Origin of the sequence: Pantoea pleuroti (assembly GCF_014156615.1) — a bacterium.
GTDB classification, from domain to species: domain Bacteria; phylum Pseudomonadota; class Gammaproteobacteria; order Enterobacterales; family Enterobacteriaceae; genus Pantoea; species Pantoea agglomerans.
In genome coordinates, this window is record NZ_SBFD01000013.1 from 1 (window position 1) to 14555 (window position 14555).

Annotated in this window: 14 protein-coding genes and 1 riboswitch; of the genes, 3 read left to right on the forward strand and 11 right to left on the reverse strand. The window is 54.3% G+C overall.

From position 1 onward, the window contains the following. Window positions 1-293 precede the first annotated feature (293 nt). The gene (murI, locus tag EPG66_RS20800; protein WP_182687996.1) at window positions 294-1145 is read right to left on the reverse strand and encodes a glutamate racemase; all 852 of its coding nucleotides are present in this window, start codon (window positions 1143-1145) and stop codon (window positions 294-296) included. Then, window positions 1090-2967 carry a TonB-dependent vitamin B12 receptor BtuB gene (btuB, locus tag EPG66_RS20805; protein ID WP_182687998.1) on the reverse strand — a complete coding sequence of 626 codons (1878 nt, stop codon included), beginning with the start codon at window positions 2965-2967 and terminating at the stop codon, window positions 1090-1092. The genes murI and btuB overlap by 56 nt, the downstream gene beginning before the upstream one ends. 69 nt (window positions 2968-3036) lie before the next feature. Further along, window positions 3037-3219: riboswitch (cobalamin riboswitch) on the reverse strand. 110 nt (window positions 3220-3329) lie between these two features. Between btuB and trmA the strand changes: the two genes are divergently transcribed. After that, on the forward strand, window positions 3330-4433 hold the full coding sequence (trmA, locus tag EPG66_RS20810) for a tRNA (uridine(54)-C5)-methyltransferase TrmA (protein WP_109653795.1): 1104 nt from the start codon (window positions 3330-3332) through the stop codon (window positions 4431-4433). Window positions 4434-4471: 38 nt separating this feature from the next. On the opposite strand, the gene EPG66_RS20815 is transcribed toward trmA, so the two are convergent. Further along, window positions 4472-4825 (reverse strand): YijD family membrane protein, encoded by a 354-nt coding sequence (locus tag EPG66_RS20815; protein ID WP_010258126.1) that lies wholly within the window; start codon window positions 4823-4825, stop codon window positions 4472-4474. A 14-nt stretch (window positions 4826-4839) separates the two neighbouring features. Next, window positions 4840-5487, reverse strand: coding sequence for an HTH-type transcriptional repressor FabR (gene fabR, locus EPG66_RS20820; protein WP_010258128.1), 648 nt, complete (start codon window positions 5485-5487; stop codon window positions 4840-4842). A 192-nt stretch (window positions 5488-5679) separates the two neighbouring features. On the opposite strand from fabR, the gene sthA reads away from it, so the two are divergent. Further along, the gene (gene sthA, locus EPG66_RS20825) at window positions 5680-7080 is read left to right on the forward strand and encodes a Si-specific NAD(P)(+) transhydrogenase (protein WP_010258130.1); all 1401 of its coding nucleotides are present in this window, start codon (window positions 5680-5682) and stop codon (window positions 7078-7080) included. Here the strand turns inward: sthA and oxyR are convergent. Then, window positions 7063-7980 (reverse strand): DNA-binding transcriptional regulator OxyR, encoded by a 918-nt coding sequence (gene oxyR / locus EPG66_RS20830; protein ID WP_039387254.1) that lies wholly within the window; start codon window positions 7978-7980, stop codon window positions 7063-7065. The genes sthA and oxyR overlap by 18 nt on opposite strands. 124 nt (window positions 7981-8104) lie before the next feature. On the opposite strand from oxyR, the gene EPG66_RS20835 reads away from it, so the two are divergent. Continuing rightward, window positions 8105-8839, forward strand: a complete 735-nt coding sequence (locus EPG66_RS20835; RefSeq protein ID WP_010672060.1) for a glutathione peroxidase — start codon at window positions 8105-8107, stop codon at window positions 8837-8839. A 138-nt stretch (window positions 8840-8977) separates the two neighbouring features. Here EPG66_RS20835 and EPG66_RS20840 read toward each other — a convergent pair whose 3' ends face one another. From EPG66_RS20840 to argC, 6 genes are all read right to left on the reverse strand, one after another. Continuing rightward, window positions 8978-9340, reverse strand: a complete 363-nt coding sequence (locus tag EPG66_RS20840; protein WP_071941051.1) for a hypothetical protein — start codon at window positions 9338-9340, stop codon at window positions 8978-8980. A 21-nt stretch (window positions 9341-9361) separates the two neighbouring features. Further along, a complete protein-coding gene (locus EPG66_RS20845) occupies window positions 9362-9694 on the reverse strand; it encodes a hypothetical protein (protein WP_064703057.1) in 333 nt (110 codons plus the stop codon). Between the two features lie 277 nt (window positions 9695-9971). After that, a complete protein-coding gene (gene argH / locus EPG66_RS20850; RefSeq protein ID WP_083070712.1) occupies window positions 9972-11345 on the reverse strand; it encodes an argininosuccinate lyase in 1374 nt (457 codons plus the stop codon). A 90-nt stretch (window positions 11346-11435) separates the two neighbouring features. Continuing rightward, window positions 11436-12653 (reverse strand): argininosuccinate synthase, encoded by a 1218-nt coding sequence (locus EPG66_RS20855; RefSeq protein WP_022624925.1) that lies wholly within the window; start codon window positions 12651-12653, stop codon window positions 11436-11438. A gap of 24 nt (window positions 12654-12677) precedes the next feature. Beyond that, window positions 12678-13454 carry an acetylglutamate kinase gene (argB, locus tag EPG66_RS20860; protein WP_083070711.1) on the reverse strand — a complete coding sequence of 259 codons (777 nt, stop codon included), beginning with the start codon at window positions 13452-13454 and terminating at the stop codon, window positions 12678-12680. Window positions 13455-13468: 14 nt separating this feature from the next. Beyond that, a complete protein-coding gene (gene argC / locus EPG66_RS20865; RefSeq protein WP_031591838.1) occupies window positions 13469-14473 on the reverse strand; it encodes an N-acetyl-gamma-glutamyl-phosphate reductase in 1005 nt (334 codons plus the stop codon). Window positions 14474-14555 lie beyond the last annotated feature (82 nt).

Genomic DNA, 14555 nt, shown 5'->3' on the forward strand with positions numbered 1-14555 from the left:
GGAGACGCTGATATCAATCCTGCGAGTGCCCACACAGATTGTCTGATAAATTGTTAAAGAGCATGCCGCGATTTACTGCGGCGCGGGCTGCGTATATTACGCTTTCCGCATTGTCAGTCAAGCATTTATTTTCGCTTAACTCACTGGTTCGTATGATTTCGAACCTACTCAACCCGGCGCTTCGTAAGCCGTTGTGCCGTGTCAGTGGAGGCGCATTATAGGGAGTTCTCGGAGGGTGACAAGTGCTAATTTCAAATAAAATTCCGAGTGCTGATTTTTTCAGCTAAAAGCCGCTAAAGCGCCAGTTTTTCCAGCAACGGGAAGCCATAACGCCGTAAAACGGGTGATAATTGTACCGCTTCGCCATCCAGCTCCGTACAAAATGCAACGTTCTGCTGCGATGAATGCACTTCAGGTGCTTCATGGTCCAGCAGCCAGGCTGTGCGTCGTGCAATTGCCGCACCGGAATCAATCAGACGCGTCCCTTCCGGTAACACCTGCTGCAACTCTTCGCGCAGTAAAGGAAAGTGCGTACAGCCTAAAACGACCGTATCCGGTGGCTCCGCCATCCGCAGCCACGGCTGAACAATACGGCGCACTTCATCCAGAGCAACTTCCGCACCATGGAGCTTCGCTTCTGCCAGTTCAACCAGCTCCGCTGATCCCAGCATCTCTATCTTGCAGGAACCGGCAAACTGCGACACCAGCTCATGGGTATAAGGCCGGCGCACCGTGGCACGCGTCGCCAGCAAGCCCACTACGCCATTTCGCGTCAGGCGCGCGGCCGGTTTAATCGCCGGAACCACCCCCACGACAGGAAAGGCAAAACGTTCACGTAAAGCGGGCAATGAAACGGTGCTGGCCGTGTTACAGGCGATGATGACTAACGAGAGAGGATAGCTGTGGGTAATGGCCTCAACGATAGCGACCACCCGATCCACAATGAAAGTCTCGCTTTTTTCACCGTAAGGGAAGCCAGCGTTATCGAAGGCGTAAAGATAATGAAGATCCGGCAACAGCTGACGGACCTCATCATAGACAGAAAGCCCACCGACGCCGGAATCAAACACCAGCACGGTGGGACGCAAATCAGAAGTTGTAGCTGCCGCTGAGGTAATACTCTCGTCCTGGTGTCTGATAGCCATACACTGTCTCGTAATCTTTATCGAACAGGTTGGCAATTCTACCACGAACCGTGAGTTGTGAAGTGACAGGATATGAGACGGCAAGATCCCACAGGCTGACGCCCCCTAACTTCACGCGACGGCTGGGAGAGCTGTTAAAGTCCGTATCATAACGGTCACCCAGATAATGGTAGGTGACTGACCAGTCAAACTCATACAGCGTCCAGTCGAGCTGATATTTCACCTGCTGCTTAGCCCGGCGTACGAGCGGCTGATCGGTGCTGCCATCCCGCGCGTCGACATAATCATAAGAGAGCTGATGCGCCAGCGGCCCGGTGTCGAATCCTGCGGTCGCTTCAACGCCTTTAATGCGAGCCTGCTTAATGTTGTAGTAACGGAAAGTCGCCGGATCACTATCAATCAGATTATCGATGTCGTTGCGATAGCCCGACACACGCCAGTTCACCGGTCCGCTCAGCCCTTCAAAACCGCCTTCCCACTGCTTACTTTTTTCAGGATCGAGGTCGCGATTGCCATAAACCGGGCTGTAAACCTGCGACAGATTAGGTGCTTTAAAAGCGGTGCCATAAGAGGCGAACGCGCGGTAGCCGGAGATAAACTCCCATGAGGCCGCCGTCTGCCAGGTGTTATGCCAGCCAAACTGATTGTTGTCGTCACCGCGTACCGCACCTTCAAGGGTGACGCTGCCAAACTGCTGCTGGCCGGTCAGGTAGATACCGGTATTACGCTGCTCAAAACTATCTGACAAAGTGTTCGTGCCCGGCTCGGTCGTCTCTTTCTGCCAGTCGACACCCGCGCTGATCGCCCCCTGCCCCACCTGCACGGTGTTGCCCCACTGCAGATTGTACTGGGTGACATCATCAAAGGTGGACGCGGCACCGTAGCGGCCATTGCGCGGATCGTAGTTAATGTCTTTGGTATGGCCATAACTGGCGATGAGCTGGGTAGAGTAGAAGTCACGATTGAAGCGGAACCCGGTGTCCCAGGTCTGACTGTAGAGCTGGCGGGTATCCGCCAGCCCGATAATATTGAAATTATTATCGTAGGTGTATGAACCGTCGTAGGCGGTGCGGTTATCAAACCCGTAGCCGCGCACAAAACCACTGAGCTCATCGCTGAACTGATGCTCAAGGTTGCCATACAGGGTTTTGCTCATGAAGCCGTCGCGATCGTGTTGCGCCGGGCTAAAGTCATTGGGATAACCCGCCACCACGTCATACCCTTTGGTATAGGTGTAGTTGCCTGCCAGGGTGAGCTTTGTCGCATCGCCCAGCATCTGCTGAGTTGAGCCATCGTAGGATTGATAGCCGTTGGACCCGACGCCCGCCGTCAGCGTGGTGCCCGGTTGCGATCGGCCCGTAATGATATTCACCACGCCGCCAATCGCATCGGAACCGTAGACTGCAGAACGCGCGCCGCGAATATATTCGATGCGCTGCACCAGTGACAGCGGGATCTGGCTGAGGTCAGACGAACCGGTGATCCCCGCCTGATTAAGCCGGATACCATCAATCAGGATCAGTACATGTCTTGATTCGGTGCCACGGATAAACAGCGAACTCTGCTGCCCTAACCCGCCACTTTGCGCGACATCGACACCCGGCAGGCGGCGCATCACATCCGTCAGGCTTTTGGCCTGCCAGCGATCAATCTCATCACGTGTGACAACGGTGGTGGGTGCCAGCACACCTGAAACAGGTTCAGCAAAACGGTTGGCGGTCACTATTTGCGTATCATCATTCCCCTGAGCAAAACCGTATTGCGCCCAGAGAGAAATCGCCGTTGCGCTCAGAGCGAACAGCGAAGCAGTTTTTTTTGTCATTTTTATCGCATCCATAAGACGAAGCAGGATGCCGCAGGCCGACAATCAATAGTACGCGATGATTGTACGAGTAGCGACGTTACACCGGCAGGTCTTCGGGCTGGGAACCATAAGTGATGATGACTTCCCATCCCACAGGACAGTGTCTGCAATTGCACTCATCACGACATTCCTTACCGCTGCGCGTCAGCTCCAGATTCACACTGGATTCCCTATTAACTCGGGCTTGAGGCCGGCGTCTGCAGTCTACGGAGTGGAGATACGGAAGTCCAGACTGCCAAACATCTTCTCATTGCAGGACTGGACATCAGCAAGTGAATGCCTACAATCGCCCGCTGGTAAGCTATTAATCAGGATTGCTCATGACACCCGAACATCTCCCCATTGAAGACTATGACGCACAGCTGGCGGAAAAAGTCAGTCGTTTAGAGACGATGATGACGCCGTTTGCTGCGCCCGACGTGGAGGTGTTCCGTTCGCCGGTCAGCCACTATCGGATGCGCGCCGAATTCCGTCTGTGGCACGACGGTGATGATATCTATCACATCATCTTTGATCAGCAGACACGCGAGCGGATCCGTGTTGATCAGTTCCCGGCGGCCAGCCAGTTGATCAATCAGCTGATGCCAAAGATGATCGCCGCGATCCGTGATAACCGTACCCTGCGTCATAAACTGTTCCAGATCGACTATCTGTCGACCCTGAGCAATCAGATTGTGATTTCGCTGCTCTATCACCGCAAACTGGATGATGAGTGGCAGCAGGCAGCCGCGGCGCTGCGTGACCAGCTTCGCGCGGAAGGGCTGGATGTGCAGCTGATTGGTCGCGCCACCAAGACCAAAATCTGTCTGGATCGCGACTACGTTGATGAGTGTCTGCCGGTGGCGGGTCGCGAGATTATCTATCGACAGGTCGAAAACAGTTTTACCCAGCCTAATGCGGCGATGAATATTCAGATGCTGGAGTGGGCGCTGGATGTGACGCAGGATTCACAGGGCGACCTGCTGGAACTCTACTGCGGTAATGGCAACTTCTCGCTGGCGCTGGCACGCAATTTCCGCCGCGTTCTGGCGACTGAGATCGCCAAGCCCTCTGTTGCGTCAGCACAATACAATATTGCCGTGAACCAGATTGATAACGTGCAGATCATTCGTATGGCGGCAGAAGAGTTTACCCAGGCGATGAATGGCGTGCGCAGCTTTAATCGTCTGGAAGGAATTGACCTGACCAGCTACGAATGCGAGACGATTTTTGTCGATCCGCCGCGCAGCGGACTGGATGAAGAGACGGTGAAAATGGTGCAGGCGTATCCGCGTATCCTTTATATCTCCTGCAATCCGCAGACCCTGAGCGATAATCTGCAGACACTGGCGGAAACGCACGATGTGACGCGGCTGGCGCTGTTTGATCAGTTCCCCTATACCCACCATATGGAATGCGGTGTCCTGCTGACACGTAAAGCGTAAATAAAAACGGGAACCCTGAGGTTCCCGTTTTTTTATCACTACTGATTACGCTTGCGCTTAAAACGCGTCGCAATCCAGAACACCAGCGCTACCATCAGAACGGTGGGAACGAAGTTTGAGCCAATATCCGGGTATTCTGCCCGCACCAGCGCGCTATAAACCAGAATCCCCAGCAGGAAAAACGCCGCTGCCAGTCCGGGCATACCATCCGGCATATTGGTGTTGAGGTAACGCTGATGCAGACACCAGGCCGCCAGACCCAGCGCAATCAGCGGAAAAATCGAAAATGGAACAAAGGCGCTGAACAGCACAGAAAACGAGCCGTTAATCGCTAAGCCGGTAATAAAAGCCAGTACCAGTGTGCTTTTATCGCGAGTACCTGGGTGGGTCATGGACTGATCCTTACTCATTGCTCTTCGGGTTTTTCCAGGGTGGCCGCCAGTCGCTCTTGCTCCCGGCGGTACCAGTAATAAGCGCCTTTGGCGATCATACGCAGCTGTAACACCAGCCGATCCTCAAGCTTACGTCGCTGCTCAGCATCAACATCCAGTGCTTCTGCACCGGCGCTGAAAACAATGGTCACCATCGCTTCAGCCTGCGCTTCGGTAAAACTGCGCGGCATGCGATTTTCGACCTCAAGATAATCGGCCAGTTCAGCGATAAAGTGCTGAATTTCACGCGCCACGGCGGCACGAAAAGCGGCAGAGGTGCCGGAACGTTCACGCAGTAACAGGCGGAAAGCGTTGGGATTGTTGCCGATAAATTCCATAAAGGTCGACACCGACGTTTTAATGATGCTGCCGCCTTTGGCAATACGCTGGCGCGCCTGGCGCATCAACTGTCGCAGCATCAGCCCGCTTTCATCTACCATCGTCAGGCCAAGCTCATCAACATCCTTGAAATGACGATAAAAGGAGGTAGGTGCAATCCCTGCTTCACGGGCAACCTCCCGCAAACTCAGACTGGCAAAACTGCGCTCGGCGCTGAGCTGACTGAACGCTGCTTCAATCAGTGTACGTCGTGTACGTTCTTTTTGTTGCGCTCTGACGCCCATTCTCTCTGCCTTTAGCGGTGTTAAGCAGGCACTATAACAAAATTTTCAGCGTACAGATTGGCAATCTTTGTCACCGCCTGTGAACCTCACTCTTTGTCAAAATGTGATGAAAATCGCTGTTAGAATTCAGAAGTGCGCGACGAGATGTTAGAATCTCGTTGTAAAAATGTATAAATAATAGGACGTATCGGTATGCAAAAGTCTTACGATTACGATGCCATTGTGATTGGCTCAGGGCCCGGCGGTGAAGGGGCGGCGATGGGGCTGGTAAAACAGGGAGCGCGCATCGCCGTGATTGAACGCTACCACAACATCGGCGGCGGTTGTACGCACTGGGGCACCATCCCTTCTAAAGCCCTTCGCCACGCCGTCAGTCGCATTATTGAATTCAACCAAAATCCACTCTACAGCGATCATACCCGACTGCTTCGCTCCTCTTTTGCCGACATTCTCAATCACACTGAAAACGTGATCAGCCAGCAGACAGCCATGCGTCAGGGCTTCTACGAGCGTAACCGTTGTGAACTTTATCAGGGCGATGCGCATTTTGTTGATGCCAACACCATTGAGATTGAGCAACCGGATGGCACGCGTGAGACGCTGACGGCAGAGAAGTTTGTTATCGCCTGTGGTTCACGACCTTACCATCCTGACAATGTCGACTTTACTCATCCACGCGTTTATGACTCCGACTCTATTCTCAATCTGCACCACGAACCGGGCCACGTCATTATTTATGGCGCGGGCGTGATTGGCTGTGAATATGCGTCGATTTTCCGTGGCCTGAACGTCAAAGTTGACCTGATTAACACCCGCGATCGCCTGCTGGCGTTTCTTGATCAGGAGATGTCTGACTCTCTCTCTTACCACTTCTGGAACAGCGGCGTGGTGATTCGTCACAACGAAGAGTTTGAGAAGATCGAAGGGGTGGAAGATGGCGTCATCATGCATCTGAAGTCGGGTAAGAAAGTAAAAGCCGACTGCCTGCTTTACGCCAACGGCCGTACCGGCAACACCGATTCGCTGTCGCTGGAAAATGTGGGTCTGGAAGCGGATGGTCGTGGCCTGCTGAAAGTGAACAGCATGTATCAGACGGCTCAGCCGCACATTTATGCCGTTGGTGACGTGATTGGCTATCCAAGCCTGGCCTCAGCCGCCTACGATCAGGGCCGTATTGCCGCTCAGGCGATTATCAAAGGGGAAGCGTCAGCGCACCTGATTGAAGATATCCCAACCGGGATTTACACCATTCCGGAAATCAGCTCCGTGGGTAAAACCGAGCAGCAACTGACGGCAATGAAGGTGCCTTACGAAGTGGGCCGCGCGCAGTTCAAACATCTGGCGCGAGCGCAGATCGTTGGCATGAACGTTGGCAGCCTGAAGATTCTGTTCCATCGGGAAACCAAAGAGATTCTGGGAATTCACTGCTTTGGTGAACGTGCCGCCGAGATTATTCATATCGGTCAGGCGATCATGGAGCAGAAAAACGGTGGCAACACGATTGAGTACTTCGTGAATACCACCTTTAACTATCCGACCATGGCCGAAGCCTATCGCGTTGCGGCGTTAAACGGCTTAAACCGCCTGTTTTAACGTGGCGTCGAAATAGTGCTGCATGTGGGTTTTAATCGCCTCTGCCAGCTGTTCATATCGGCTGCGCAGAGGTGAACCCGGACGATAGACCAGCGCAATCGTACGCTGTGGCACCGGTTTGTAGCAGGTGAGATAGCAGACGCCGTCGCGGATACGCTCCGGTGGGACTGCCAGCGCCGGTAGCAGCGTAATCCCGCTGCCTGCCGCCACCATATTGCGCAGCGTCTCAAGACTGGTCGCGCGGAAATGGGTATCTTCATCGGCGCCCGCCTCAAAGCAGAACCCCATCGCCTGGTCACGCAGACAGTGCCCATCTTCCAGCATCAGCAATTTCTCGCCTGCCAGATCGGACATAGGCACCCGGTCGCGATCGCACCAGGGATGATCGGCATAGACTGCCAGCTTCATCGGCTCATCAAACAACGGCACTTCGATAAAGGCCTGGCTCTCTTTGACCAGCGCGATAATCGCGCAGTCCAGCTTGCCGCTATCGAGCTGTGCCAGCAGCTGCTGCGTCTGCGCTTCGTGCAGATACATCTCCAGTTTCGGGAATGTCTGGTGCAGCGTCGGGATAATCTGTGGCAATAAATAGGGCGCGGTAGTCGGGATGAGGCCAATATGCAGCGGACCTGACATCGCTTCCCCTTGCTGACTGGCCATCTCTTTCAGCACTTTCACTTCACGCAGCACCGTACGCGCCTGATCCACCAGCAGCAAACCTGCCTGGGTGAACAGCACTTTACGGCTGGTGCGCTCCAGCAGCATCACACCCAGCTCATCTTCCAGCTTACGGATCTGCCCGCTTAACGTCGGCTGACTGACATGACACGCATCCGCGGCACGGCGGAAATGACGGTGTTCAGCAAGCGAAACCAGATATTCAAGATCACGAATATTCATTATTACCCTCCAAGCCACGATAGCCCGTGGCGATAGATAGAATAGCAATGAACGATTGGCCCTATCAAGGGTGGTTGGGAATAATGCGCACATCAAATGGAACGCGGTATGTCAGGAGAAAAAAATGTTTGCAAGTCAGGAAGGTAAAGCTATTCCGTCAGTGACTTTTCACACACGTCAGGGCGATCGCTGGGTCGATGTCACCACTGAAGCGCTGTTTAAAGACAAAACGGTCATCGTTTTTTCACTGCCGGGTGCATTCACACCAACCTGCTCCTCCAGCCATCTGCCGCGTTACAACGAATTAGCGGGTCTGTTTGCCCAGCAGGGTGTGGACAGCATTCTGTGCGTCTCGGTGAATGACACGTTTGTGATGAACGCCTGGAAAGCAGAGCAGCGCGCAGACAACATTACCTTTATCCCAGATGGCAACGGCGAATTTACCCGTGGCATGGAGATGCTGGTTGAGAAAGCCGATCTCGGCTTTGGCCCACGTTCGTGGCGCTACTCGATGCTGGTGCGTAACGGCGTGGTAGAGAAAATGTTTGTTGAGCCAAACAAGCCGGGCGACCCATTTGAGGTCTCTGATGCCGACACCATGCTGCGCTATCTGGCACCCGAGTGTAAAGCTCAGGAGTCGGTCTCAATCTTCACCAAACCTGGCTGCACTTTCTGCACACAGGCAAAACAGATGCTGATGGATCATGGTATTCAGTACGAAGAGATCGTGCTGGGACAGGATGCAACAACCGTGAGTCTGCGCGCCGTTTCAGGCCGGGCGACGGTACCGCAGATCTTCATGGGGGGTCGTCACATTGGCGGCAGTGAGGATCTGCAACAATATTTGCTGTCAGCGTAAGAGAATCTGAGCGTCGGCCGGGAGAGCAGGCGCTTTGATGATGTGCCTATAAAAATGAGTAATTCTGAAGCTAGAGGTTGGCGGGCATTTAATGTGCCCGCTTTTTTTTGCCTGCAGTTCAGACATAACGAGCTGACGTTATGCCCCAGGCAGGCCTTTCATCAAATCGCCTATTAAATCTTGTGCCACAACAAGCCCGGCATCCCAACCAACGTAAGGGCCATAAACAGCACCAGCTGCGGCTCCAGCGATCGCTCCACCAATCATGCCGACAAGTGCGGTAATACCACCGCCGATACCAATGACGTCCGCAGAACTGGCACCACGACCGCCCAAAATAGCTAACGTCCAGGAACCCAGTACAGCTCCGCCAATTGAACATGCTATACCTTCGGCAACATTCGCCAGTAAATTTTCGCCATAAGCTCCAGATACTGAATTCAATTCATTACTATTTAATGTACGCATCATCGATTCCTTTTGAATAGCAAAAAAATTCATTATTAAATGAATGGTTAGTAATTACTGAATTCCACCTGAAATAATAGTTTGTGCTAATTGCTCGACCAAGGGCAGGCTATATGATAACGATACCATTGCGCCGCCGATTACGCCTCCAATTCCGCCAATTATCGCACCACCAACGGCTCCAACCAATTGCCCAATTACACTCAGGCCTAAAATCCCCATTGCATCGCCACCGTGCAAATAACCGATAGCGCCTCCCGCAACAGCAGCCGCAACACCACCAATGACGGAGCTAGCCAAATGATCACCGATAAATAATGCAGCATCATTAGGAGTAATAGCAGCACCTGAAACGCCTGAAACTTCATCTAATGTTAATTCACGCATAAGCCCTCCCGGCCCAAATCAAGAACATTTAAAATAAGTAACCGCATTCTGTTACAGGGACAATTTAAATGTATTTACCTCTTTAAAAAATCGCAAAAAATCCATAAATTATTTTTATAAAAACTGAAATGCCACAATAAAAATTTCCCGAAATTTGTTTCAGATATAAAACCTGGCAATAGTCAAAAAAATGATTCAACAAGGAAGGATAATTCAGGAGGGGGTTAAAAAGACGGTTACAAAAGCTGGCAAAGCCTTTGCTTTGCCAGCTTTACCATTACGCCAGACGCTGCTTTGCGTCACCGATGGCACGCGCAACCTGCTGTGGCGAGACGCCGCCCTGTGCATTACGCTTATCCAGACAGGACTGCAGCGCCAGAATCGGATAGACATCCTCGCCAATCACTGCACTGAACTCCTGCAGCTGTGCCAGCGACAGCGCTTCCAGCGCCACGCCCTGCCCGATGGCGGCAACCACTACTTCGCCAACGATATGGTGAGCTTCACGGAACGGCACGCCTTTGGCGACCAGATAGTCAGCCAGTTCAGTGGAGTTTGCGTAACCCTGTTCAGCCGCTTCCTGGCAGCGCGGACGTTTGACCTGCAGGCCATCCAGCACCAGTACTGACATATGCAGACAGTCGAGCCAGGTGTCGAGCGCGTCAAACAGCCCCTCTTTGTCTTCCTGCATATCTTTGTTGTAGGCCAGCGGCAGACCTTTCAACGTCATCATCATGCCGGTCAGCGCGCCCTGCACCCGGCCACACTTGCCGCGAATCAGCTCCAGCGCATCCGGGTTTTTCTTCTGCGGCATCAGCGATGAGCCGGAGGTCACTTTATCTGACAGCTCGATAAAGCCCGCTTCACCAGTGTTGAAGAAGATCATATCTTCGGCGAAGCGCGACAGATGCACCATGCCGATGGCAGCATCAGAGAGCAGCTCCAGCACATGATCGCGGTCTGATACGGTATCCAGACTGTTGCGCGTGGCGGAGGCAAAGCCCAGCCAGCCTGCCAGCTGCTGACGATCGATCTCATACGCGGTACCGGCCAGTGCGCCACAGCCCAGCGGACTGACATCGAGCCGCTTCAGCGTATCCTGCAGACGACTCTCGTCACGCGCCAGCATTTCAACGTAGGCCAGGCACCAGTGCGCAAACGTCACCGGCTGCGCACGCTGCAGATGCGTGTAGCCCGGCATCACCGCATCCTGATTGGCTTCGGCGGTGACCACCAGCGCCTGCTGGAGATCACGGGTGGCGCCCAGCAGCGCCTCAATCTGCACCTTGCACCACAGCTTGAGATCGGTCGCGACCTGATCGTTACGGCTACGTCCGGTGTGCAGTTTTTTGCCCAGCGCGCCCACCTTGTCGATCAGCTGGCCTTCAACCCAGCTGTGGATATCTTCGGCGTCGCTCTGCAGAATCTGCTCAGGATCCTCACGGACTTCATCCAGTAACGTATTCAGAGCCGCTTCCAGCTGCTGCTGCTCATCCTGAGTCAGAACATTTACCGTCACCAGCGCTTTGGACCAGGCAACAGAGCCAATGATGTCCTGCTCTGCCAGGCGGTAATCGAAGCGCAGCGAGTCATTGAACTGTTTAAAACGTTGATCCGCTGCCTGAGTAAACCGTCCACCCCAAAGTGCCATGTGAAAACTCCTCTGAATCGTTAAACAAGGGGCGGCATAAATGCCGCCCCTGAAATGAAACTGTGAGGCGAGGCGCACCTCGCCTGAAAATTACTTCTTCTGCTCGTTCAGGGCGCGGATACGCGAAGAGAGCGAGAACAGACGGATAAAGCCGCCAGCATGACGGTGATCGTACACTTCATCTTCACCGAAGGTGGCGAACTCTTCCGAGTAGAGGCTGTTCGCGGAACGCTTCTGGGTGGCTGTCGCCTGGCCTTTGTAGAGCTGCAGTACCACTTCACCGTTAACCTCTTCCGCCAGCGATTCGGCAGCGGCCTGAATCGACTTACGCAGCGGGGCGAACCAGCGGCCGTCATAAACCACATAGGACATCTCGTGGCCGAGCTGCTCACGCCATTTGAAGCTATCGCGATCCAGCACCAGCTGCTCAACCGCACGCAGCGCATTGACCATGATGGTGCCGCCAGGGGTTTCGTAGCAGCCGCGGGATTTAATCCCTACCAGACGGTTCTCAACGATATCGATACGGCCGACGCCATGTTTTGCGCCCAGCACGTTAAGTTTTTCCAGGCACTGGAACGGACTCAGTTTTTCGCCGTTAACCGCCACGACCCGACCTTTTTCCACGGTCACGGTCACTTCTTCAGGCTGGTCAGGCGCTTCCAGCGGATCGACAGTCCAGACCCAGCAATCTTTATTTGGTGCATTGGCCGGGCTTTCCAGCACGCCACCTTCGGTAGAGATGTGCCAGGCGTTCTCGTCGCGGCTGTAGATTTTCTCCAGTGACGCGGTGGTCGGAATGTTGCGCTCTTTCAGGTAGTCCAGCAGCGCTTCACGTGAACGCAGGTTCCATTCACGCCACGGGGCCACCACTTTCAGCTGTGGTGCCAGCGCGGTGTAGGTGGTTTCGAAACGCACCTGGTCATTACCTTTACCGGTTGCGCCGTGACACAGCGCATCCGCACCCACTTTCAGCGCCAGCTCAACCTGTGCTTTAGCGATGATAGGACGCGCCATTGAAGTGCCCAGCAGATAAGTGCCTTCATAGAGGGCGCCAGTCTGCAGCACCGGATAGACATAGTCGCTGATGAACTCTTCACGCAGGTCAACCACGTGGCATTCAGATGCGCCGGACTGCAGGGCTTTCTTCTCTACACCTTCCAGATCGCCGCGCTCCTGACCGATATCTGCGACAAAAGCGACGACTTCACAGCCGCCGTAGTTCTCTTTCAGCCATGGAATGATGGCCGAAGTATCAAGACCACCGGAGTAAGCCAGAACGATTTTTTTGATGTTTTGCGTTTGCATTTCGTAATCCTTGAATCAGAGTCGTTAAGCGAGAATCCGGGTGCCAATCGACACGCCGTTAAACAGGTCAGGCAGCCGCTCAGCGTGACGCCAGCTGGCAATATCCACCGGGCGGCCCAGGGTACGCGCTGCATCAAGCGCAGCGTGCACTTTCACAATCATGCCGTCGGTAATAATGCCCTGGGTAATCAGCTGCTCAGCTTTGTCGGCGGTCATCTCTTCGATGCGCTGACCTTTGCCGTCGAGAATACCACTGACGTCTGACAACAGGACCAGATCAGCGCCCAGCGTCGAGGCCAGTGCGGTCGCCGCCTGATCAGCGTTGACGTTCATCAGGTCGCCGCTTTCAGTAATACCAATTGAGCTCACCACCGGCATATAACCGGCCGCCAGCAGGGTGTTCAGCAATGCCGGATCGCCCGGCATTGCGTGGCCAACATGGCCGAGTTCTTCATCAAACGGTGTGACATTCACGATGCCCGCATCGCCCAGGCAGAGGCCTACCGCGTTGATGCCAGATTTTTTTGCCCAGGCCAGCAGCGTTTTATTCGCGGTTCCTGCCAGCGCACCGGTAATAATGTCGATCTGATCGGCTGGTGTGACACGCAGGCCATTTTTCTTCTTCACCGGCAGCGCCAGCTTTTTCATCAGTTCATCCACCAGGCAACCGCCGCCGTGGACAATGATCAGCGGACGCTGATGGGCGCTGCGGTAGGTCAACAGCGCTTCAAACAGGCGGGCCAGCGCTTCTTCGCTGTCTAACAACACACCGCCCAGCTTGATAATCAATGGATTGGTCATGGTTTATTTATCCGTTAAATCAGTGACTGCGTTTCAGGGAAGCCGAACCGGATGTTCAGGCACTGTACCGCCTGCGATGCCGCGCCTTTCAGCAGATTATCTTCGGCTGCCACGACAATCAGATGCTCGCCCTGCACTTCAAAACCGATATCGCAGTAAGGCAGACCCACAACGGCTTTCAGCGCCGGTACGCCCTGCTCGTAGAGCCGCACCAGTGGCTTGTTGTCATAGGCGCGATGGAAAACTGCGGCAATATCTTCACGGCTGACACCCGCTTTCAGACGGCAGGTAATCGTCGCCAGGATCCCGCGCGGGAAGTTACCCAGATGCGGAGTGAAGATCACCGGCGTACCAAGGTGCGCAACGATTTCCGGGTGATGACGATGATTGAACAGGCCGTAAGGCTGCAGGCTTACTTCACAGAAGCTGGTGCCGACACTGGCTTTACGTCCGGCACCGCTCACGCCGCTGGTGGCGTTGATTACCGGCCACTGCGCCTCGTTTAACAGTCCGGCATCCACCAGGGGCTTCAGCGCTAGCTGCGCAGCGGTCGGGTAGCAACCTGGCACAGCCACCAGCTGCGCCTGCTGGATTTTCTCATGCTGATATTCGGCAAGGCCGTAAACGGCTTTGTCCAGCCAGTCGCCATGCTGATGGGTGAAGCCATAAAAGCGGGTATAAAAATCAGCGTCATTAACGCGGAACGCGCCCGACAGGTCGAACACCACACAGCCAGCCTTGAGAAATTCCGGCGCCAGATCGTGGCTGACTTCGTGGGCCGTCGCCAGGAACACCACATCCACCTTGTCTGCCCACTCGGCCGCGCTGCTCAGCGGCTGCAGCGGCAAATCCACCACACCTTTCAGCTGCGGATGGAGATCGGAGAGGCGCTTGCCGGCATCAGGGCTTTGCGCCGAAACCGCCAAAGCGGTTATGTTGATATGTGGATGGCGATTCAGGAAGGTGGCAAGCTCTGTGCCAGCATAACCACTGGCACCAACGATCAGCGTATTCAACATCAGGCTGTAACCCTTTTTACAGTCGCACGTTCCGGGTCGCGGCCTTGCCCCGTTACCCGCCCTGTCATCTGCAGTGATTTAA

Coding starts and splice junctions, on each gene's coding strand:
- murI (WP_182687996.1), bottom strand. CDS start 1,145: ATGGCTATCAGACACCAGGACGAGAGTATTACCTCAGCGGCAGCTACA.
- btuB (WP_182687998.1), bottom strand. CDS start 2,967: ATGACAAAAAAAACTGCTTCGCTGTTCGCTCTGAGCGCAACGGCGATT.
- trmA (WP_109653795.1), top strand. CDS start 3,330: ATGACACCCGAACATCTCCCCATTGAAGACTATGACGCACAGCTGGCG.
- EPG66_RS20815 (WP_010258126.1), bottom strand. CDS start 4,825: ATGACCCACCCAGGTACTCGCGATAAAAGCACACTGGTACTGGCTTTT.
- fabR (WP_010258128.1), bottom strand. CDS start 5,487: ATGGGCGTCAGAGCGCAACAAAAAGAACGTACACGACGTACACTGATT.
- sthA (WP_010258130.1), top strand. CDS start 5,680: ATGCAAAAGTCTTACGATTACGATGCCATTGTGATTGGCTCAGGGCCC.
- oxyR (WP_039387254.1), bottom strand. CDS start 7,980: ATGAATATTCGTGATCTTGAATATCTGGTTTCGCTTGCTGAACACCGT.
- EPG66_RS20835 (WP_010672060.1), top strand. CDS start 8,105: ATGTTTGCAAGTCAGGAAGGTAAAGCTATTCCGTCAGTGACTTTTCAC.
- EPG66_RS20840 (WP_071941051.1), bottom strand. CDS start 9,340: ATGAATTTTTTTGCTATTCAAAAGGAATCGATGATGCGTACATTAAAT.
- EPG66_RS20845 (WP_064703057.1), bottom strand. CDS start 9,694: ATGCGTGAATTAACATTAGATGAAGTTTCAGGCGTTTCAGGTGCTGCT.
- argH (WP_083070712.1), bottom strand. CDS start 11,345: ATGGCACTTTGGGGTGGACGGTTTACTCAGGCAGCGGATCAACGTTTT.
- EPG66_RS20855 (WP_022624925.1), bottom strand. CDS start 12,653: ATGCAAACGCAAAACATCAAAAAAATCGTTCTGGCTTACTCCGGTGGT.
- argB (WP_083070711.1), bottom strand. CDS start 13,454: ATGACCAATCCATTGATTATCAAGCTGGGCGGTGTGTTGTTAGACAGC.
- argC (WP_031591838.1), bottom strand. CDS start 14,473: ATGTTGAATACGCTGATCGTTGGTGCCAGTGGTTATGCTGGCACAGAG.